This window comes from Sphaerisporangium sp. NPDC051017 (assembly GCF_040683095.1).
GTDB lineage: Bacteria > Actinomycetota > Actinomycetes > Streptosporangiales > Streptosporangiaceae > Sphaerisporangium.
Genome location: NZ_JBFBCI010000038.1, coordinates 50,030 through 70,862, shown reverse-complemented (window position 1 = coordinate 70,862; position 20,833 = coordinate 50,030). Strand labels below are relative to the sequence as shown.

General features: G+C 71.3%; 16 protein-coding genes. 9 read left to right on the top strand and 7 right to left on the bottom strand.

Annotated features, from left to right (window positions below; genetic code table 11):
* Positions 1 to 420: 420 nt before the first annotated feature.
* The gene (locus AB0M95_RS26485) at positions 421 to 1,677 is read left to right on the top strand and encodes a trypsin-like peptidase domain-containing protein (protein WP_363769822.1); all 1,257 of its coding nucleotides are present in this window, start codon (positions 421 to 423) and stop codon (positions 1,675 to 1,677) included.
* Between the two features lie 183 nt (positions 1,678 to 1,860).
* Here the strand turns inward: AB0M95_RS26485 and cydC are convergent, their stop codons facing one another.
* The 4 genes from cydC to AB0M95_RS26465 are packed head-to-tail and all read right to left on the bottom strand — an operon-like array spanning position 1,861 to position 7,441.
* The gene (gene cydC / locus AB0M95_RS26480; protein ID WP_363769819.1) at positions 1,861 to 3,621 is read right to left on the bottom strand and encodes a thiol reductant ABC exporter subunit CydC; all 1,761 of its coding nucleotides are present in this window, start codon (positions 3,619 to 3,621) and stop codon (positions 1,861 to 1,863) included.
* A gap of 8 nt (positions 3,622 to 3,629) precedes the next feature.
* Complete coding sequence (gene cydD / locus AB0M95_RS26475) at positions 3,630 to 5,405, bottom strand: thiol reductant ABC exporter subunit CydD (RefSeq protein ID WP_363769816.1); 1,776 nt, start codon at positions 5,403 to 5,405, stop codon at positions 3,630 to 3,632.
* Positions 5,406 to 5,412: 7 nt separating this feature from the next.
* Complete coding sequence (locus AB0M95_RS26470; protein ID WP_363769813.1) at positions 5,413 to 6,216, bottom strand: cytochrome d ubiquinol oxidase subunit II; 804 nt, start codon at positions 6,214 to 6,216, stop codon at positions 5,413 to 5,415.
* Between the two features lie 40 nt (positions 6,217 to 6,256).
* Positions 6,257 to 7,441 (bottom strand): cytochrome ubiquinol oxidase subunit I, encoded by a 1,185-nt coding sequence (locus tag AB0M95_RS26465; RefSeq protein ID WP_363769810.1) that lies wholly within the window; start codon positions 7,439 to 7,441, stop codon positions 6,257 to 6,259.
* 86 nt (positions 7,442 to 7,527) lie between these two features.
* Between AB0M95_RS26465 and AB0M95_RS26460 the strand changes: the two genes are divergently transcribed.
* The gene (locus tag AB0M95_RS26460; RefSeq protein ID WP_358514507.1) at positions 7,528 to 7,869 is read left to right on the top strand and encodes a helix-turn-helix transcriptional regulator; all 342 of its coding nucleotides are present in this window, start codon (positions 7,528 to 7,530) and stop codon (positions 7,867 to 7,869) included.
* 15 nt (positions 7,870 to 7,884) lie between these two features.
* Here the strand turns inward: AB0M95_RS26460 and AB0M95_RS26455 are convergent, their stop codons facing one another.
* On the bottom strand, positions 7,885 to 8,586 hold the full coding sequence (locus AB0M95_RS26455; protein ID WP_363769806.1) for a permease prefix domain 1-containing protein: 702 nt from the start codon (positions 8,584 to 8,586) through the stop codon (positions 7,885 to 7,887).
* A 128-nt stretch (positions 8,587 to 8,714) separates the two neighbouring features.
* The gene (locus AB0M95_RS26450) at positions 8,715 to 10,205 is read right to left on the bottom strand and encodes a pentapeptide repeat-containing protein (protein WP_363769803.1); all 1,491 of its coding nucleotides are present in this window, start codon (positions 10,203 to 10,205) and stop codon (positions 8,715 to 8,717) included.
* A 217-nt stretch (positions 10,206 to 10,422) separates the two neighbouring features.
* On the opposite strand from AB0M95_RS26450, the gene AB0M95_RS26445 reads away from it, so the two are divergent.
* From AB0M95_RS26445 to AB0M95_RS26425, 5 genes are all read left to right on the top strand, one after another.
* A complete protein-coding gene (locus tag AB0M95_RS26445; RefSeq protein WP_363769800.1) occupies positions 10,423 to 12,825 on the top strand; it encodes an ExeM/NucH family extracellular endonuclease in 2,403 nt (800 codons plus the stop codon).
* 339 nt (positions 12,826 to 13,164) lie between these two features.
* A complete protein-coding gene (locus tag AB0M95_RS26440; protein WP_363769797.1) occupies positions 13,165 to 13,974 on the top strand; it encodes an SAM-dependent methyltransferase in 810 nt (269 codons plus the stop codon).
* A gap of 764 nt (positions 13,975 to 14,738) precedes the next feature.
* Positions 14,739 to 15,692 (top strand): membrane dipeptidase, encoded by a 954-nt coding sequence (locus tag AB0M95_RS26435; RefSeq protein ID WP_363769794.1) that lies wholly within the window; start codon positions 14,739 to 14,741, stop codon positions 15,690 to 15,692.
* Between the two features lie 44 nt (positions 15,693 to 15,736).
* A complete protein-coding gene (locus tag AB0M95_RS26430; RefSeq protein WP_363769791.1) occupies positions 15,737 to 17,218 on the top strand; it encodes a peptidase S10 in 1,482 nt (493 codons plus the stop codon).
* Positions 17,215 to 18,639 (top strand): aldehyde dehydrogenase family protein, encoded by a 1,425-nt coding sequence (locus AB0M95_RS26425; RefSeq protein ID WP_363769788.1) that lies wholly within the window; start codon positions 17,215 to 17,217, stop codon positions 18,637 to 18,639. The genes AB0M95_RS26430 and AB0M95_RS26425 overlap by 4 nt, the downstream gene beginning before the upstream one ends.
* On the opposite strand, the gene AB0M95_RS26420 is transcribed toward AB0M95_RS26425, so the two are convergent.
* Complete coding sequence (locus tag AB0M95_RS26420; protein ID WP_363769785.1) at positions 18,598 to 19,539, bottom strand: LysR family transcriptional regulator; 942 nt, start codon at positions 19,537 to 19,539, stop codon at positions 18,598 to 18,600. The genes AB0M95_RS26425 and AB0M95_RS26420 overlap by 42 nt on opposite strands.
* Positions 19,540 to 19,592: 53 nt before the next feature.
* Between AB0M95_RS26420 and AB0M95_RS26415 the strand changes: the two genes are divergently transcribed.
* On the top strand, positions 19,593 to 19,748 hold the full coding sequence (locus tag AB0M95_RS26415) for a hypothetical protein (RefSeq protein WP_363769782.1): 156 nt from the start codon (positions 19,593 to 19,595) through the stop codon (positions 19,746 to 19,748).
* 89 nt (positions 19,749 to 19,837) lie between these two features.
* The gene (locus AB0M95_RS26410; RefSeq protein WP_363769779.1) at positions 19,838 to 20,830 is read left to right on the top strand and encodes a membrane dipeptidase; all 993 of its coding nucleotides are present in this window, start codon (positions 19,838 to 19,840) and stop codon (positions 20,828 to 20,830) included.
* Positions 20,831 to 20,833 lie beyond the last annotated feature (3 nt).

The following is a 20,833-nucleotide window of genomic DNA, read 5'->3' as shown; positions in this document are numbered from 1 at the left end:
CCGGAATTCCACGACGCCTGTTCCGCGATGACCGCCCCGTGACGGGAGCCGGTCGTCCCGTTTCCCTTTCCCTGTACGGCCCGGCCGAATGCGATTTTTCACCATTTCCCCGGCGCGGAGCGGCCCGCGAACGCCCTTCCGGATTTCCCGCGCCCGGCCGGTCCGGAGACCGCGACGGCCGCGCCACGAGGCCCTGCCGCGTCGATACCCCGCCCTCCGTGCCCCTCGGCGCGGGCCCCGGTGGCCTTCAGGTAACTTCCAGTTGCGGCTTAGGCAGCTCTTATCGTCCGTTTGTCATCCTTGAATTACCGGTCCGAAGCCGGCCGCCGCCGAATGGCGGCGAGTGCGGATGACTGCGAGGAAGAGATGAGCACCGAAGACCCGCGTGAGCAGACGAGTGAAAACACCACTCCGGTTGAGATGCCCGGTTCGCGAGGGTGGAGCCAGTTCGGCAGCACGCCGCCCGAGGCGGGCGGCTATCAGCGGACCTGGATCGGCGGGGAGACCCCCGTCGCGACGCCCGCTGCTCCCGTGCGGAGCGACGCCGACTGGTGGACCACCGGGCGCAAGGCCATCGCCGGGCTCGCGCTGGCCGCCGTGGCCGTCGGAGGCGGGGCCGCGGGGGCCTTCGTCGCCACGGCGTCCGCCTCGGGAGGCCAGCCCGTGATCACCAGCCCGATCACCCGGCCGGCGTCCGACTCCACCGTGACCACCGTGGCCGACGTCGCCAAGGCCGTGCAGCCCTCGGTGGTATCGATCATGGTGACCGGCCAGGCCGGGCAGGCCGAGGGCTCGGGCGTGATCCTCTCCGAGGACGGCCTGATCCTCACCAACAACCACGTGGTGGCGGGCGTCGGCCAGGGAAGCCGGGTCCAGGTGAAGTTCAGCGACGGCAGGAGCGCCGCCGCAACGATCGTCGGCACCGACCCGGCGACCGACCTCGCCGTAGTCCGGGCGCAGAACGTCTCCGGGCTGACCAAGGCCACCCTGGGCGACAGCGACAAACTGCGCGTCGGCGACGCCGTCCTCGCCATCGGCAGCCCCCTCGGCCTGGAGGGGTCGGTGACGGCCGGCATCGTCAGCGCGCTCGACCGCACGCTGAGCGTCGGCGGGCAGTCGCAGCAGCAGCCGCAGCTTCCCCCCGGCTGGGGCCCCGGCGGCGGGATGCAGCAGCAGTCACAGGACACCGGGACGACCATCGGCGGCGCCATCCAGACCGACGCGGCCATCAACCCGGGCAACTCCGGCGGCGCGCTGGTCAACGCCTCGGGCCAGGTCGTCGGCATCAACAGCGCCATCGCGACCAACGGCGGCGACGGCAACATCGGCGTCGGCTTCGCGATCCCGATCAACACCGCCTCTCAGGTCGCCGACCAGATCATCAAGACGGGCAAGGCGACGCACGCCTTCCTCGGCGTCAACCTCGCCGACGCGACCGGCGACGCCCAGGGCGCGGTCATCGGCTCGGTGCAGCCCGGCAGCCCCGCCGAACAGGCGGGACTCAAGGCCGGCGACCTGATCACCAAGCTGGACGGCAAGCCGGTCGCCGGGGCCGAGACCGTGGTCGGCGCCGTCCGCGGCTACCGTCCGGGCACCAAGGTGACGCTGACCTACGTGCGCAACGGATCCACCAGCACCGTGACGGTGACGCTCACCGAGAAGACCGTCGCGAGCTGACCACCGGCCCCTCGGAGGGGGTAGGGGCGGGGAACGCGCCGCCGGGACCACCACGGTCCCGGCGGCGCCGCCGTTCCCGGGGCCACGCAGGGGGCTTCGCCGGAGTCGGGCGGCTCCGCCGGGGACCGCGGGCCGGAAGAGGGCCGGCGCGGCCTCCGGCGTACGGGCGTCCGGAGCGGGCGCTCAGCGGCGGCCGGAGGTCAGCGCCTCCGACTCCCACAGGTCGCGGTAGTAGCCGGGGGCGGACACCAGCTCGTCGTGGCGCCCGCGCTGCGCCACCCGTCCCTCCGACAGGACGACGATCTCGTCCACGTCCTCCAGGCCGCGCAGGCGGTGGGTGATCAGCACCGTCGTGCGCCCGTGCGTCACGTCCAGCAGGTCGGCCATCAGCGCGTCGGCCGTCGTCTCGTCCAGGGACTCGGCGGGCTCGTCCAGCAGCAGCACCTCGGGGTCGCGCAGCAGCGCCCGGGCCAGCGCCAGCCGCTGGAGCTGGCCGCCCGAGACCGTGCGGCCGTCCTCGCCGAGCGTCACGTCCCAGCCGGTCCGCTCGACGAAGGCGTCCAGGCGGGCGCGGCGCACGGCCCGCGCGAGCTCGTCCTCGCCCGCCTCCGGGCCGGCCAGGCGCAGGTTGTCGCGCAGCGAGGCGCGGAAGACGTACGGGTCCTGGGTCAGGCCGGTGATCCTCTCCCGGACGTCGTCGGGGGACAGGTCGCGGACGTCCACGCCGTTGAGGGCGATCCGTCCCGAGGAGAAGTCGGCGACGCGCATCAGGGCCGCGAGCAGCGTGCTCTTGCCCGCGCCGCTCGGCCCGACCACGGCCACCCGCTTGCCCGGGGTCAGCGTGAGGGACACGCCGTCGAGCGCCGGAGGCCGGTCCGCGGAGTGCCGGACGACCAGGTCCTCCACCTCGACGGTCAGCGGGCCCTCGGGCGGGGCCGCCGCCACGGCGGGCTCGGCGACGGCGGGCGGCGTGGCGCGGACCTCCCGCAACCGGCGCAGCGCCGCCGTGACCCCGGCCAGCCGCTCGCCCGCCGCGGCCAGCGGCAGGACGGGCTCGAACGACACCAGGGAGGTGAGCGCCAGGACGGCCATCGGCACCGGGCCCAGGCCGGCGCGCGAGGCGGTCAGCACGATCGCCGCGACGGTCAGGCCCTGCGCCAGCGTGCCGAGGGCGAGCGCCGCCGCGCCGGCCAGCGACTGGCGGCGTTCGAGCGCCGCGAGCCGCTCGCCGGCCTTCGCCGAGGCGGCCAGGGCGCGCTCGCCCGCACCGTAGGCGGCGAGGTCGGCGGCGCCGTGCACCAGGTCGGCCACCCGGGCGGCGAGCTCGGCCCGCGCCGGGGCCAGCCGCGCCGACCAGTGCCGCGCGGCCACGTTCGCCACGGCGGGCAGCGCCACCCCCGCCACGGCCAGCCCAGCGACCAGCACCAGCGCGGCGGCGGGCAGCAGGAAGGCGGCCAGCGTCACGGCGGCGGCCGCGGTGACCGCGCCGGCGATCGCGGGCAGCAGGCAGCGGACGAGCAGGTCCTGGACGGCGTCGGTGTCGTCCACCATGCGGCTCAGCAGGTCGGCGCCCCGGTGCCCGAGCGGCCCCGAGGGGATCAGCGCCTCGTACAGGCGCTCACGGGTGGTGGCCTGGGCGCGCAGCGCGACGTCGTGGCCGGCCAGGCGCTCGCCGTACCGGAACAGGCCGCGGCTGGTCGCGAACGCGCGGACGGCGACGATCGCCACGCTCAGGGCCGCGAGCTCCGGCTGCTGCGCCGCCCGCGTGATCAGCCACGCGGCCGCGCCGATCAGCCCGAGCGCCGCCAGCTCGGCCGCGGCCCCGGCCGCCGCCGCGGCCACCAGCCGCCCGCGTCCGCTGCGCGGGGGAGCCGTGCCGGTGGGGGTGCCGGCCGGAGCGGCACCGGTCGGAGCGGGGCCCGGGGTCGCCGGAGTGGAGTCCATGTGCCTTCTCACTCTCCCGGCCTCGCCAGGCCGGCGGGGACGCGGGTGACGGCGCGGTCGGAGACGATCCTGCCGCCCTCGACGCGGACGACGCGATCCGCCAGGTCGAGCATCGCCGGGCGGTGCGCGACGATGATCGCGGTCCGGCCCTCGGCGAGCGTCCGCGTGGCCTCGACGATCGCCGCCTCGCTGCGGCCGTCCAGGCGCGCGGTGGGCTCGTCCAGCAGCAGGACCTCGGCCTCGGGACGGCAGAACGCGCGGGCGAGCGCCAGCCGCTGCCGCTGGCCCGCCGACAGGTCCGCCCCGCGTTCGCCGATGACGGTCGCGTACCCGTCGGGGAGGGCGTCCACGAACTCGGCGGCCCGCGCCGCGAGGGCCGCCGCGCACACCTGCTCGGGGGACGCCGCCGAGCCCAGCGCGATGTTGGCGGACACCGTGTCGGCGAACAGATGGGGACGCTGCGGCACGAACGCCAGCCGCGCGCGCCACCTGTCCGGATCGACGCCGGCGAGGTCGGCGCCGCCGACGAGCACCCGTCCCTCGGACGGCGTCACGAACCCGAGCAGCAGGTGGAGCAGCGTGCTCTTGCCCGCGCCGCTCTCCCCGGCCAGCGCGACCCGCTCGCCCGGCGCGATCACCAGCGACACGTCCGTCAGCGCGGCGTCCTCCCGCCCGGGATACCGGACGGTGACCCCCTCCAGCCGGATCTCCGGCACGCCGGGCGGCACGAGGGTGGGAGGCGTCGCCGCCACGCGAGCCCGCACGGGCGGTCCGGGCCGGTCGCCGTCCTCCTTCGCCGCCGGGCTGGACGATGCCGCCTTCCCACGACCGTCCGCGTGCCCGTCCTCGTCCCCGGCGCCGGACAGGACGGCGAAGGCGTCGTCGGCGGCGGCGACGCCCTCCATGGCGGCGTGGAACCTGGTGCCCATCGCGCGCAGCGGGATGTACGCCTCGGGGGCGAGCAGCAGGACCAGCAGGGCGACGCGCAGGTCCAGCGAGCCGGACAGCAGCCGCAGCCCGACCGGCACGGCCACCAGTGCCAGCGACAGCGAGGCCACCAGCTCCAGGACCAGCGAGGACAGGAAGGCGACGCGCAGCGTCCGCATGGTCGCCGACCGGTGGGCGTCGGCGACCTGCCGGATCACCGTCGCCTGGTAGCGGGCCCGCCCGAAGGCGCGCAGCGTCGGAAGGCCGCGCACCACGTCCAGGAAGTGCCCCCCGAGCTGGGACAGCGCCCGCCACTGCCGGTCGGTGACCTCCTTGGTGCGCCACCCGGCCAGCGCGCCGAACACGGGGATCAGCGGCAGCGTCAGCAGGACGATGACCGCGGTGCCGAGGTCGGCCGTGAACAGCCGGACCAGCACGGCGACGGGCACCACGCCCGCGACGGCCACCGCGGGCAGGTAGCCGGTGACGTACGGGTCCAGGGCGTCCAGGCCGCGCCCGGCGAGCGTGACGAGCTCGCCGGAGCGGCGCGCGGTGAGCCGCGCGGGACCGAGCTCGCCGAGCCGCGCCAGCAGGCGGTGGCGCAGCACCGATTTCAGCGCCGTGGCCGTGCGCCCGGCGGCGGCGCCCTGGACCAGGCCGAACAGGGCCCGCGCCGCGACCACCCCCGCCAGCGGGATCAGCGCCGCGGTCGTGAACGCCCCCGACAGCACGCCGGACAGCAGCTCGGCCTGCGCCAGCACCAGCAGCCCGGCGAGCACGGCCGCCGCCACGCACGCGAACAGGTGGACGCGGACGGCCTGCTCGGCCCGCGCCAGGCGCAGAAGGTCTCGGTGCATCGGTTCCCTAGAAGAACGAGGGGATACGGGCGGCGACGCCGGTGGACCCGAGAGGGCCGAACGTCCTCCATACCCATACTTGCGCCCCCACGAGGATGGGAGTGACCGGAAGGGCAATGACACTGAGCACATTCAGCGTCGCCGATGACGCCACGTGGTCGGTCAGTGACGGGACGAGCGCGGCCAGCGGGACCGCGGCGGGCAGGGCGGCCACGACGGCGGTCAGCAGCAGCCGCCGTCCCGTGCGTGCCGCCTCGGCCCTGCCGGACAGGCGCCAGGCCACGAACGAGCGGCCGTGGAAGGCGAACGCGGCGGCGACCACGGCCCCCGACAGCAGGCCCACCAGGTCGAACGGCTGGGAGGGCAGCTCTCTGACCAGCGAGGCCAGGGCGACGCCCCACGACAGCGCGAGGCCCCAGGAGCCCGCGCAGAGCACCGCGTCCCAGAAGCCCCGCCAGGCGTCGCCGTCGAGCCTGCGGCGGAACCACAGGCCCGCGTCCCGCAGGATCCAGGACACCAGCAGCGCGACCACGACCGGGTACATGCCGCTGAGCACGGTGCCCTCCAGGGCGGGGAAGGCGCCGAACAGCGTCCCGGCCAGCGCCACGAGCCAGACCTCGTTGGCGAGCACGTACGGGGCCATCGCCGCCACCAGGCGGTCACGGTGCCGGGCGCGGCCGCCGGGTTCGCCGGCGTGCTCGCCCGCGCGGGCGAGCCAGGGGAGCGTCATGCCGACGCCGATGTCGAAGCCTTCCAGCGCGAAATAGCCGACCAGCAGCACGGCCAGGACCGCGAGCCAGATGATCTCCATGGGGGGAGCTCCTAGAAATATGGTCAGGGGGAGGCGGCGGTCACAGGGCGAGCGCCGGCGCGGGTGAGGGGTCGGCGGGCTCGGCCGCGCCGAGGGCGACCTGGTCCGGGCCGCGGCGTACGGCCCGCGCGATCAGCAGGTAGTCGACCACGGCGAGCAGCCCGAGCACGCCCACGAAGGCGATGAACGAGAACGTGACCATGCCCGTGGTCAGGCCGGGGGAGATGGCGTCGGCCACGCGCAGGCGGCCGAACACCAGCCACGGCTGGCGGCCGATCTCGCGGGCGAGCCAGCCCATGATCGCGGCGACGAAGGGCAGCGGCGTCATGAGCATGAGCAGCGGGTGCAGCCAGCGGGTGCGGGCGAGCACGTCGCGGATCAGCAGCGGCAGCATGCCGAACATCACGACGAAGTGGACGAGCTGGCCGATGGTCATCATGGTGACGAGGGCGGCGTCGGTGACGGGGGTCTCGAACTTGTTCGGCTGGATGTCGTTGACGAAGCCGAATTGGGCGTACCCGAACCCGACCGCGAGCGTGGCGCCGACGAACCCCCACACCACGCCGGTGCGCAGCGAGCGGCGGAAGAACTCCTGGTCGGCGGTGCGCCGGAACAGGTGGTAGGCGCTGGCGCCAATGATCACGAAGCTGCCCGTGAACAGCCCGGCGCCGATGACGTGCGGGAACGCCATGACGAGGCTGGGGTTGGTGAGCAGCGCGCCGAAGTCGGCCAGGGCCAGGTGGTCGCCCCGCTGGACGGTGCCGGCCGGGTGCTGGAGGAAGGAGTTGGCCACCATGATCCAGAAGGCGCTCGTGTAGGCCGTGAGCGTCACCAGCCAGATGCAGGCCAGGTGCAGCTTCTTCGGCAGGCGGTTCCAGCCGAAGATCCACAGCCCGAGGAAGGTGGACTCCAGGAAGAAGGCGACCAGGGTCTCGATCGCCAGCGGGGCGCCGAACACGTCCCCGGCGTAGTGGGAGAGCCGGCTCCAGGTGAGGCCGAACTGGAACTCCATCACCAGCCCGGTGAACACGCCCAGTGCGTAGTTGATCACGTAGATCTGGCCCCAGAACCGCGTCATGCGCTCGAACACCGGCTTGCCGGTGACGACGTGGCGCGTCTGCATGAACGCCACGAGGGGGGCCAGGCCGAGCGTCAGCACGACGAACAGGAAGTGCAGGCTTCCCGTCACCGCGAACTGCGTCCGTGCCAGGTCGAGCACGTTCATGGTCACTCTTCTCTAGTTGTGCCTGTCTACATATAGAGAGCCTACATGTAGACTGCCTACATGAAGCACGTGGATGGGCTTTCCGGATGAACGCCGACGCGCTGCGCGGTCACATGGACGCCTTGCTCCTGTCCGTCCTGGAGCACGAGCCGCTGCACGGGTACGCGATCATCGAGGCGTTGCAGGTCCGCAGCGGGGGCGCGCTCAGCGTGCCCACCGGCACCGTCTATCCCGCGCTGCGCAGGCTGGAGCGCCTGGGCTACCTCACCAGCGAGTGGGCGACCGTCGGCGGCCGCAAACGCCGCACCTACCGCCTCACGCGGGCCGGGCACGCCGCGCTGGCGGGGGAGCGCTCGGCCTGGCGGCGGTTCACCGACGCCGTCGGCGGCGTCCTCGCCCCGCGTTCCCCGGAGAGTCCCGCCCGGTGACGGGCCCGGCCGCGGTCAGCTCACGGCCTCCCGCCCCCTCGGCGGCGTCGTCCGGCGGGAGACGAGCAGGCAGCGCGTCGCGCTGAACAGCAGCGAGCCCGCGACGGCGTAGCTGAAGAGGCAGGCGAAGAGGCCCGCGGGGAAGAGGTCCGCGTCCCGCAGCCCGGTCCCGCGTCCCAGCGTCAGCGCGGCCGACATGCCGATCACCAGCGGGACCTGGATCCACAGCAGGACGCCCAGGGCCCTGGTGACGATCTTGGGGTTGCGGTGCCGCAGCGGGCCGCGCGCCAGCGTCAGCAGCGCCAGCGCGCCGAGGACGCCCATGCCGAACTGGAACCAGTCGAGGAACTGGGCCAGCGGGGAGAACCACACGGGCCTGACCGGCGTCCACGGGTTCTGCGGGTAGACGCGCCAGATCACGCTCCAGATGACCGTGGACAGCGGGACGCTCACGAACAGCACCGCGGCCGTCCTGCGGCCCTGGCAGGCGGCCAGCTCATCCTGGTAGCCGGGGGCGATCTCGGTCACCATGCCGAACTCGGCGACCGCCCGGCGCTCCGCCTCGTCCCGGCCCATGCCCTCGGCGAGGTAGGCGTCGGCGGTGTCGGTCAGGCTGTCGCGCGCCTCCGCGATCATGTCCCGCCGGACCCGAAGCGGCCCGCGCAGCGTGCGGGCGAGCGTCGTCACGTAGTCGTCGATGACACTCGCGCTCGCCATGGGCTCCCCAGGGATGGCCGTGATGAAATGGGCCCCTATTGTCGCTCGGAGGGGGTCCGGTCCGGAATCCGGGGAATCCCTGACACGTCCCTGGCGACCTCTCGTGGTACAGGAATTTCCGGGGACGCTCAGCCGGCGCCCGTCGTGAGGCGGTGGACGACCGGCACCGGGACGGTGGAGCGGTGGGCGGCCGGGGTCGGCTGCGGGTGCCCGGCCGGGCGGCGCGCGGTGTGCGCGGCGGCGCTCCAGAACAGCACCACGGCGGTCACCGCGGCCACGAGCGCCATCCACCCGAGCGTGCGCCCGAGCCGCAGCCCGTACCCGCAGGCCAGCCAGTACAGCGACAGCATCACCTTGACGTGGCCCGGAGGGCTCGCCAGCCGGCGCATCTCCATGGCCCCGAACGCGAAGTCGGCCGAGGTCCGCTCGTCGTCCACGCCCGGGCGCAGCCGCTCGTACAGTGCGGCGAGGCGGCCGGGGTCCAGCGGCTGCTCCGCGCGCGGCGACCATCCGCGCCAGGCGTGCTCGTCGGCGAGGACGCGGCGCCGCGTCCACCAGCGGACCGGTGGCCAGCCCGGTTCCAGGCGCACGCCGGCCGGGGTGCGGGCGAACAGGCAGTCCGACAGGCGCAGGCCCTCCGGGTTGCGCAGCCGGCCGAGCGCGCAGGCGCGCAGGTCCGCGCCGGTCAGCGTGAGCGCGCCGGCGTCCAGGCGGTCCAGGGAGACCACCCGCATCCGTCCCATGTGCCGGGTCAGGTCCGCGGGGCCCGCCAGCGTCGCGTCCCGCAGGTCGACGTCGGCGTCCGACAGGCGCGCGGTGAACCGGCCCGCGAGACCGGCGGCGCGCAGGTCGACGCGGCAGCCCCCGGTGTCGAGGTGGAGCGCCGCCGAGGCGCGGACCTCCGGCAGCGACAGCCGCCGCCCGACCCGCATGGGCCCGAGGTAGGCGGTGCTGTGGAAGCGCACCCCCTCGAACCCGGCGGTGCCCGCGCAGGCCGCGGCGCGGAACGACAGGGCCCGGCGGAAGCGTGCCCCTCGGAAGATCGCGTCGCCGTCGAACGTGGCCCCGTCGAAGGCGGCGAACCCGTGGAACTCCGCGCCGCGGAACGAGGCGTCCCTGCCGAACCGCGCGTCGCCGAACAGCGCGTCGCTGCCGACGCGGACGTGGTCGAACGCGCCGTGCCCGCGCACGCGCGCGCCGTGCATCGAGAACTCCCGGGAGAACCGCACCTCGCGGAAGGAGACGTTGCGCGTGAAGCGGGTGTCGAAGAACGAGGCGAGCCGGTCGAAGCGCGCGTGGTCGAACGTCGCGTCACCGGCGAAGACGACCTCGCCGAACCGCGCGGGGCCGGTGAAGAGGGCGCGGTCGAAGCGCGCCCGGCCGAGACGGCGGCCGACGCCGTCGAGGATCCGCGTCAGCAGGTCCTCGTCGAGGGTCGTGCCGCGCACGTCGAGACCCTGGCCGGGGATCAGCCCGCGCAGGACGCCGTCCAGCTCGGCGGGGGCGAGGTGGGCCAGGCACCGCCCGTACGGCTCGCGGGCGATCCCCACGCATTCGGGCGAGGTCTCGCATGTCCGCCAGCCCACGTCGAGCGGGGCGATCTTCAACGGGGATGTCATGGCAATGTCATACCCAATGTCGGGCAACGGGTAGCTAAATCGTGATGGAAAGGTGACACAGTGTTGCGGCGATGATCGTTACCCCAGGTCCGCCAAGGTCAGACCGCGACAAGTTTACTGCCGGTCACTCGACATCTAGTGTCAAGATCCACCTTTTTCACCTTCTGTATAGCTCTAGTACAAGATGGCGGGGGTTCGCACCTTTACGCTCCGGGACATGCGTGCTCTATCCCGGGCGATCGCCGCCCTAGCCGCCGCCGGCGTGGCCATCGCCGGTGTCGCCACCCTCGCCTCTTCCCCGGCCTCCGCGGAGCCGGGGAGCGTCGTGATCAGCCAGGTCTACGGAGGGGGCGGCAACTCCGGCGCCCCGCTCACCAACGACTTCGTGGAACTGTTCAACCGCAGCGGCTCCGCCGTCTCCCTCGACGGCTGGTCGCTGCAATATGCCAGCGCCACCGGGACCGGAAACTTCGCGTCCAACAAGCTCAACCTCGCCGGCTCGCTGGCCCCCGGCCAGTACCACCTGGTGCAGCTCGCCGCCGGCACGACGCCGTCCGGCTCCCTGCCCACGCCCGACGCCTCGGGCACCCTCAACCTGAGCGGCACGGCCGGCAAGGTCGCGCTGGTCCGCTCGGCCGACGGCCTGGCCTGCAACGGCGGATCGGTGGTCTGCACCGCCGACCAGCTCGCGCTCATCGCCGACCTGGTCGGGTACGGCAACGCCAACTTCTTCGAGGGCACGCCCGCCCCGGCGCTGACCAACGCCACCGCCGCCCTGCGCGGCGACCACGGATGCGCCGACACCGACGTGAACGCGGCCGACTTCACCACCGGCGCCCCCGAGCCCCGCAACTCGGCGACCACGCCGGCCCCCTGCGCCGGGGACCCGACGCAGACGCCGTCCGACACCCCCACCCCGACCCCCACGCCGACCCCGACCGTGACGCCCACGGTCACCCCGACCCCGACCCCGACGCCGACTCCCACGGGTGACCCGTGCAAGCTCCCGGCGACCCACGAGATCGCCGAGGTGCAGGGCAGCGGCGACGCCAGCCCGATCACCGGCACCGCCGTGCGCGTCGAGGGCGTCGTCACCGGCGGCTTCCAGGGCACCGGCCAGCTCGGCGGCTTCTACATCCAGGACCCGACCCCCGACGCCGACCCCATGACCTCCGACGCGGTGTTCGTGTACACCACCAAGCCGGCCAAGGTCGGCGACCGCGTCCTGGTCAGCGGCACCGTCGCCGAGTTCAACGGCCTCACCGAGCTCACCTCGGTCTCGGCCGTGGACGCCTGCGGCACCGGCACGATCAAGCCCACGAAGGTGAAGCTCCCGATCGCCGAGGGCGCCTCCTACGAGCCGCTGGAGGGCGTGCTCGTCACGATCCCCGAGAAGCTCACCGTCTCCGAGGTCTACAACCTCGGCCGCTTCGGCGAGATCACGCTGTCCTCCGAGGGCCGCCTGTTCCAGGCGACCGACCGTCCGGGCGTCGACGCGGCCCTGAACACGCGCCGCTCGATCCTGCTGGACGACGGCTCCAACGTGCAGAACCCGCCGGCGCTGCCGTACCACACCGCGGGCTCCAACACCGTCCGCGTGGGTGACACGACCACGGCGCTCACCGGCATCCTGACCTACGGCTTCAACGCCTACCGCATCGAGCCGACCCAGCCGGTCGCCTTCCAGGCCGACAACCCCCGCCCGGCCAAGCCCGAGAAGATCACGGGCAACGTCAAGGTGGCGAGCCTCAACACGCTCAACTGGTTCACCACGCTGAACAAGCGCGGCGCCAACACCACCGTCGAGCGCGACCGCCAGCTCGCCAAGCTGGTCTCCACGCTCAGGGGCCTGAACCCGGACGTCGCCGGCCTCATGGAGGTCGAGAACAACGGCTACACGGCGCTGAACACGCTGATCGACGCCCTCAACGCCGAGGTCGGCGCCGACACCTACAAGGGCATCATCGCGCCCTACACCGGCACCGACGAGATCCAGGTCGCGCTGATCTACAAGCCCGCGGTCGTCAAGCCCGTCGGCCTCCCGGCCTCCTCCAACGACCCGGTGTTCCGCCGCCCGCCGCTGATCCAGCAGTTCAAGCGGGCCAAGGGCAACGACCCCACGACGTTCACGATGATCGTCAACCACTACAAGTCCAAGGGCTGTGACGGCGCCACCGGGGCGGACAAGGACCAGGGCGACGGCCAGAGCTGCTTCAACGCCGAGCGCGTGCGCCAGGCCGAGGCCACGCTGGGCCTGATCGACACCTACAACCTGCCCAACCCGGTCGTGCTCGGTGACCTCAACGCCTACGGCGAGGAGGACCCGATCCACACGCTGGAGGACGGCAAGCTGGTCAGCGTCAGCAAGAAGTTCGTCCCCAAGAAGGACCGCTACAGCTACGTCTTCAGCGGCCTGTCGGGTGAGCTCGACCACGTGATGGTCAGCAAGCGGCTCGCGAAGATGGTCACCGGCGCCACGATCTGGCACATCAACGCCGACGAGGGCCGGTTCATGGACTACAACACCGAGTTCAACCCGCCCGGCCTCTACTCGCCCGAGGCCTTCCGCTCCTCCGACCACGACCCCCTTCTCTTCGGCCTGGACCTGAAGCAGGACTGACCCTGAACGCATAGAAAGCCCCCGGCACCAGGCTCGAACTGAAGACCAGCCGGGGGCTTTCTTCGTTGTGCGCCCAGCATGGGCGATCGCTTGGGGGATGTGGGTCTTCTCGCCTGAGCTCGGAGCGCCGACCGCCGTGCTTCTCGGCGCGGGGACGAAATCGTTCTGCTCGACGGCGATGGAATCTTCATGAAGCGCCAGAAGCCACTCGGCGACGGCGACGCGGGCCGTCCCTGATCGACCGCCGGAGACGGTCGAGGGCCCTGGTGGGCTATGTGCGCTGTCTGTGCCGAAAATGCCTGATAGGTTAAGATTAAAACGACCTGACGGCGAGCGGGGATGGACATGGAGCAGGCGCCGCTGGGCATCGACCCCACGGTTCCGAGCGTTGCCCGGATCTACGACTACCTTCTCGGCGGCAAGGACAACTTCGCCGCCGATCGCGCGGCCGCGGAGAAGATCTTCGAGCTGACGCCCAACGCCAAGGAGGGCGTCCAGGCCAACCGCCGATACCTGCGCCGCGCGGTCCGCTTCATGGCCGAGACCGGCGTCCGCCAGTTCCTCGACATCGGCGCCGGCCTGCCCACGCAGGAGAACGTCCACCAGGTGGCACTGGGCGTGGCCCCCGAATCGCGGGTCGTCTACATCGACAACGACCCCATAGTGCTCACCCACGGGCGGGCCCTGCTGGCGGACAACCGGCAGACCATCGTGCTCGACGGCGACCTGCGAGACCCCGAGGCCATCCTCGCCGACCCGCGCGTCACCGCACACCTCGACTTCGACCGGCCGGTGGGCCTGCTGCTGCTCGCCGTGCTCCACTTCGTCCCCGAGGACGACGTCGCCGAGCGCATCGTCAAGACGCTGCGCGATCGGCTGGCCCCCGGCAGCGCGATGGCGATCAGCCACCTGTCCTTCGGCGACCTCGACGAGGACAAGGTGCGCGAGGGCCGCGAGCTCTACAGCCGCACCTCCGCCGGGTCGGCCACCCCCCGGTCCCGCGCGCAGATCGAGCGTTTCTTCGACGGCTTCGAGATCGTCGAGCCCGGCATCGTCTCCACCGACGACTGGCGTCCGGAGCCGGACGCGCCCAGGCTTCCGCGGCTTCCCGGCGTGGACGGCTTCACCGGCGTCGGCGTCGTCCGCTGACCTCGGGCCTGGTCGAGGCCGTCGCGGAGGTCCTCCCGGGCGCCGTCGCGAGGGCGCCCGGGAAGCGCCCACCCCTGTCCGCACCCCGGATGCGCGTGCTGGAGCGTTCGCTCCGGGTCCTGATCGCGCGTGTGGCTGAACCGCGCAGTCGGCGCGGCCTGCCTTCTTTGTCGCATTGTCCGTCGCCAAAGCGGCCACGGCCGTTTCAAGATCACGATCGCGTCGTGAGCGGAGCTTCGGCGTGTCGAAGCCAGGAGTAGGGGCGGAGCTCCGGTAGGGCGAGGTCTTCTCACGGATCTTGTCGCCACGCCCCCACCCAAGCCGCCGCCGCCCTCGCCGGCTACGTCCAAGACCACTGGGCCATCGAATCCCTGCACTGAATACGCGACACCTGCTACCGCGAAGACCACAGCAGGGGGCGCACCCGTTCCGGACCCCGCATCCTGACCCTCGCTGCGCAACCTCGCCATCAGCGCTCTCCGCCTGGCCGGGCGTCCCGACATCACCGAAGCGACCCGCTGGGCCGGTCGTCACATGACCAGGCCCTTCACCATCCTCGGACTCACATCACGATCTGTGAAACGGCCGTGTCGTGCCGAGGGTGGCGCCTGCAGGCCGAGCGCGGGCGGGGCCAGATGCGATAGGCGAATTATGCCCCAATATATTGACGACTTTTTGTCTGCGTAACTAGCATCGTCAACACCCCGACAGAAGGTGTGTGCCTAACGATGATCAACAGCTATGTCGGTCCGGCGGTGGGCAACGTGATCGCCCTGCACGGGAGCCAGGGTCACCAGGCGCAGGTCCTGCGCACGCATCACCTGCCGAGGTGGCGGGCGGGCGGGTTGACCGGTGCGGTGATGCAGGTCAGCGACTGGGCCACGCTCGCCATGCTCCTCTCCGAGGTCGCCCAGTCCGAGGGCGAGCTGGTATTCGTCCGCAACCGGGCCGAGTTCGACAACCGGCCCGCGGGGTCGTTCGGGCTCTTCATTTCGGTGGAGGGTTACCTGTCGTTCGCCGGTGACTTCGACGCTCTCTACGCCCTGTCCGAGCTGGGGATCACCGCGTTCACGTTTTCGCACAACGTGCAGAACGTTCTTTGTACCGGCGCCAACGAGCGCTTCGGCGAGGGTGGCCTGACGCACTTGGGTAAGGCCACGCTCGCGGAGCTCGAGCAGCTGCCGGTGATGGTGGACCTGGTCCACATGTCGCGCGCGTCGTTCTGGGACGCCCTCGACCTGTACTCCGGTGATGTGTTCGTCTCGCATTCGGACGCCGATGCGGTGAATCCGCATCCGCGCAACCTGACCGACGACCAGATCAAGGCAGTCGCCGAGCGCAACGGTGTGGTCGGGCTGAACAGCTACCGGGGTTACGTCCACCAGGATCCCTTCAAGGCGACGCTGTCGGATCTGCTCGACCATGCGATGCACGTGTACGACCTCGTCGGCCCGGAGCACCTGGCGCTCGGTCTCGACTTCTGGGAAGGCCCGATGGAGCAACTCGCCGCGGTGATGGACGCGGTCGACCCGGATGGCTCGCACGGGCTGCACGGCACGGGTACTTCGGTCTACTCCCAGGGCCCGGTCGGGCTCGAGGACATCGGTCACCTGGGGAAGCTCGCCGCCGGTCTGATCGAGCGCGGGCTCAGCCGGCCTGAGGTCGACCTGGTCACCGGGGAATCGTATCTGCGCATGCTCGAGCGGGCCCGGCCCTGACCGGCCGCCATAACCGTCCTTTCTACCAAGCTAGGAGTCAGCTGATGCCGGAGACTGCGACCACCGAGAAGACGGCCGAGAAGGCCGGGGACGCCAAGCCGCTGGAGGACCAGCAGTTCGTCACGCGGCATTCGGTGACGATCGGTGGTGAGCGCATCGACTACACGGCCAAGGCCGGCCGGATGGTGCTCCACGATGGCGAGGAGCAGGCGACGCCGAAGGTCGCGTTGTTCTACACGGCCTACCTGCGCGACGGGGTGGAGTCTCGGCGGGACCGGCCGCTGGTGTTCCTGTGGAACGGCGGCCCGGGCTCGTCGGCGATCTGGCTGCACATGTTCAGCCTGGGCCCGCGCCGGGTCGTGTTCGAGGGCGACCCGCTGTTCGATACCTCGCGTTGGGAGTTGCGGGAGAACGAGCACTCGCTGCTGGACGTCGCCGACCTGGTCTTCCTCGACCCGCCGAGCACGGGGTTCAGCCGGGTGGCGCCCGGCGAGGACGTCGAGCAGTTCCACGGAGTGGAGGCCGACGCGGCGGTCGTGGGTGACTTCGTGGTCGAGTTCGTCAACCGCGAGCGTCGCGGGGACAGCCCGATCGTGCTGCTGGGCGAGAGCTACGGGACGCTGCGGACCCCGGCGGTCACCGACTACCTGCAGGGGCTGCCCGGCTTCTACGTCGACGGCGTCGTGCTGGTCTCCTCGCTGATGGACGTCGCCGGGGCGAGCTTCGGGGTCGGCACCGCGCTGGGTGCGATCGGGATGCTGCCGAGCTACGCGGCCACCGCGCTCTACCACGGTGTCGTGGCCGGCGAGCTGGAGCCGCTGGTCGCCGAGGCCGAGGATTTCGCGCTCAACGACTACTCCGTGGCCCTGTTGAAGGGGTCGCGGCTCACCGACAGCGAGCAGGACCGGATCGCCAAGCGGATGGCCGAGCTGACCGGGCTGTCGCCGGACCTTGTCCGCGGCTCGAATCTGCGTGTCACATTGTGGCGGTACGTCAAGGCGCTGCTGCGTGACCGGCGTCGCACGGTCGGTCGTCTCGACACCCGCTGGACCGGCATCGACAGCGACATCGTCGGTGAGACGTTCGAGAACGACCCCAGCATGACGATGATCTGGGGACCCGCGACGAGGGCGTTCAACCGTTACGTGCGCGAGGACCTCGGCTTCGAGGCCGACCCGGGCCTGGCCTACCGCATGATGATCCCCTTCCCCAAGTGGAAGCCGCGCGAAACGGAGCAGAACGGCATCTGGAGCCCGCAGCTGGAGACCGCCACCCAGCTGCGCACGTCGATGAACCGTGCTCCCCACCTCAAGGTTCTCCTGCAGAGCGGCTACTACGACCTCGGCACGCCCTACTTCCCGGCGGAGATGACCTTCGACCACCTCTACCTCGAGCCCGAGCGGGCCCGCAACGTCACCACGAAGCGCTACGAGTCCGGCCACATGATCTACCTCCACGAGCCGTCGCTCGCTCGTATGAAGGCCGACCTGACCGTCTACCTCGCGACCCTCCGGAATGCGCAATGACCGAACACGTATGCGCGATCCGCGAGCTGGTCGACGGCCACGCCGCCGTGCCTGCGCAAGAACTCGCGCCGACGTTGACGGATCCGGACACCGGGGAGGTGTTGCACGGACAGCGAGCCAGCGCACCCGATTCGGTGGAGCGAGCGCTCGCGACGGCCGCGTCCGTCCACGAGCAGGAGATATGGACAGGCCTGCCCCTCGGCGACCGCGCCGCCGCGTTACGCACGCTGCAGGCCGAACTGACCGCGCGCGTGGAGCAACTGGCCGGCGCGGACAGCCTGGACAGCGGCGTCCCCTATGCGGTGACCAGCGCGTTCATCCGGGCGGTGGCGCAGATCCTGGAGGCTGGGGCGGCGCAGCTCGAGGAAGGCTTCGGACACGCCGAGCAGGAAACGTCCGCAGGACCGTGCGACCAGTGGCGCCTCCCGTGGGGCCCGGCCGTTGTGCTCCTGCCCTGGAACGCACCGACACACATGGCGATGGTCAGAACAGCCGACGCGCTGGTCGCCGGCTGCCCGGTGATCCTCAAGCCGTCGGAGTGGTCACCGCACTCCTCGGGTCCGTTCGCCGACGCGGTCCAAGCCGCGTTGCCCCCCGGCGTCGTGCAGATCATCCAAGGCGATCGCGTGGTGAGCGAGGCGCTCGTCGAGGATGCGCGGACCGCCGTCGTCTCGTTCACGGGCGGAGTCCCTGGCGGCAAGGGTGTCGCCGAGGCATGCGCCCGTCAGCTCAAGCCCGTCGACCTCGAGCTGTCGGGCAACAACCCGGTCGTCGTGCTGCCGGACGCGGAGCCCGCCGAGGTCGCCACGCAGGTCGTCCTGGCGATGCTCACGCTCAACGGCCAGTACTGCGTCGGGCCGCGACGGCTGATCGTTCCCGAAGACAAGGTCGAGGACTACCTCACCGCGTTCGGCACGGTTCTCGAATCCGTCACGATCGGGGCCACCACCGATCCCACGACCCAGCTCGGGCCGCTGTCCCACGAACCTCACCTGCGCCGGCTTGAGGCCCAGCTCGCCGAATTCGAGTCGCGTGGCTGCGAGGTGCGCCGGTTCGGCAAGCTCCCCGGAGGGGCAGGCCATTTCCTGGCGCCCACCGTGGTGCTCGCCGACAAGGCCGCTGACCTGAGGGAGGAGGTCTTCGGGCCCGTCCTGCAAGTGCGCAGCTACCGGACGCTCGACGAGGCGGTCGCGATCGCCAACGATCACCCTTACGGCCTGAGCGGTTACGTCTTCGGCGCGGACCGCGCCCTGGCCCGGATGGTGGGCCGCCGCCTGCGCGCCGGCCTGGTGCGGCTCAACTCGGCGTACGGGCCGCCCGACTCCTCGCCCGTCGCCAGTGTCTGGGGAGTGAGCGGCATCGGCCAGTTCGGATCGGGGCTAGGGGCGCAGTTCTTCAGCGGCGCGCGCTTCGTCGGCTGACCCCGGCAAGCCCGCGGCCGCCTCGCGCAGCCGGTCGAGCACCACGCGGACGGCTGCGCGGGTAGCGGACGTGGAACGCACCGCCCCGACGACCTGGCGGCGGTAGGCCGAGCGGAGTTCACGCGTGACCACATTGTAGCGACGGTCGACGGCAAGCTCGGGCAGCAGCGCGATGGAGCCGCCGGCCTCGATGTGTTGCAGCGCGATCAGGTAGCTGTTGAAACGGCAGATGATCCGTGGCTCGAAGCCGGCCGCTCGGCAGAGCTGGATCGCAAGGCTCGACATGTAGAGGCCTTCGGGCTCGAACGTCCATGACTCGTCGGCCAGCGTGGAGAGGTTGACGGTCTCGAGCCGAGTGGCGGGATGGCCCGGGGGCAGCACCAGGACGATGGAGTCGGTGAGCAGCGGTACGACGTCGAACTCGGATCGCAGCGGCGCTTCGAACACGTCTTCCGTAGTGATGATCGCATCGACGTGGCCACGTAGCAGCGCATTCGAGCTCTCATTCGGCTCGAGCTCCTCGACGTGAACCTCAACGGCGGGGTGCTTCTTGCGGAGGGCGGCCACCGTGGGCACGACGAGCGAGTGGATGGCGCTCTGGAACGAGGCCACCCGAACCATCCCGGTGGGCTCGTTGTCCACTGCGTGGAGTTCGGCCCTGGCCTCGGTCATCGCGTCCAGGATCGCGCGGCCACGCTTGGCCAGCAGGTGCCCGTTCGGAGTGAGCCGGACGCTTCGTCCCGTCCGCTCGATCAGGCGCGTGCCGACCTCGCTCTCGAGCAGCGACAACTGCTGGGACACGCTCGATGCGCTCTGATGCACGGCCTCGGCGACCGCCCGCACCGTCCCCAACGTCTCGAGCTCGCACAGCAGGCGCAGCCGCCACGGGTTGATGGGCACGCCATCGACTCTAGCTGTTCGTAATTGCCGTACACCAGATCAGGAGATGTGTGATGGACGTGCTTCACGAGGCGTCCCTAGCGTGTATGCCACGGCCGAGGACGTGGCAGCGAACCCGGCCGGCCAAGCATTACGAGCGGCTGCCGCCGCGGCTGGAGAGGTACGAGACGCTCTCCGGGCATCCGGTCAAGGACCTCTACATGGCGTGACCTGGGTCTGCGATGTCCTGCGAAACGTCCGGGGTGTGCACACGCCCTCGACGGTGATCTAGCCGGCGGACTCACGTGAGGAGATTCGAGTGATCAACAGCTACGTCGGTGGGGTGGTTTATGACGTGTTGGCGCATCACGGGGTTCCGGGGAGTCGGGCGAATGTATTGCGAGATACCTACGTTCCGCGGTGGAGGGCCGGCGGGTTGACGGCCGCGGTGGTGCAGGTGTCGGACTGGCGCACGATCAACATGTACTTCGCGGAGTTCTCGCGCGCGGAGGGTGAGATCACCTACTGCGCGACGCGGGCGGACTACGACAACCGTCCGGAGGGCTCGTTCGGGATCTTCCTCTCGCTGGAGGGGCATGGTGAATTCGCCGGTGATCTGGAGGCGCTCTACACGCTTTCCCAGTTGGGTGTTACCACGTTCACGTTCTCGCACAACCGGCAGAACCTGCTGTGTACCGGCAGCAACGAGCCGATGGAGGGTGGGTTCAGCTACTTGGGCAAGGAGACGCTCAGGGAGTTGGAGAACGTGCCGATGATGATCGATCTCGTGCACATGTCTCGGGCCTCGTTCTGGGATGCGCTGCGCTACCACGACGGTGACCTGTTCGTGTCGCATTCGAACGCCGACGCGATCTGCCCGCATCCGCGCAACCTGACCGATGATCAGATCAAGGCGGTGGCCGAGCGCAACGGGGTGATCGGTCTGAACACGTTCCGGGGGTATGTGTCCTCGGATCCGATGAAGGCGACGCTGTCGGATCTGCTCGATCATGCGATCCACATGTGCGATCTGGTCGGGCCGGAGCACATCAGCATCGGTGCGGACTACTGCGAGTCGCCGGTCGAGATGCTGATCCCGGTGCTGGACTGGATCGACCCGGAGGGTGCGCACGGCATCAAAGGGCGGGCCCGTGAGCTCTACAGCTTCGGCCCGGACGGCCTCGAGGACCCGAGCCGGCTGAGCGAGCTCGCCGCCGGCCTGTCCGAACGCGGGCTGAGTCAGGACGAGGTCGACATGATCTGCGGCGAGTCCTACCTGCGCATGCTCGAGCGTGCGAGGCCGTCGAAATGACCC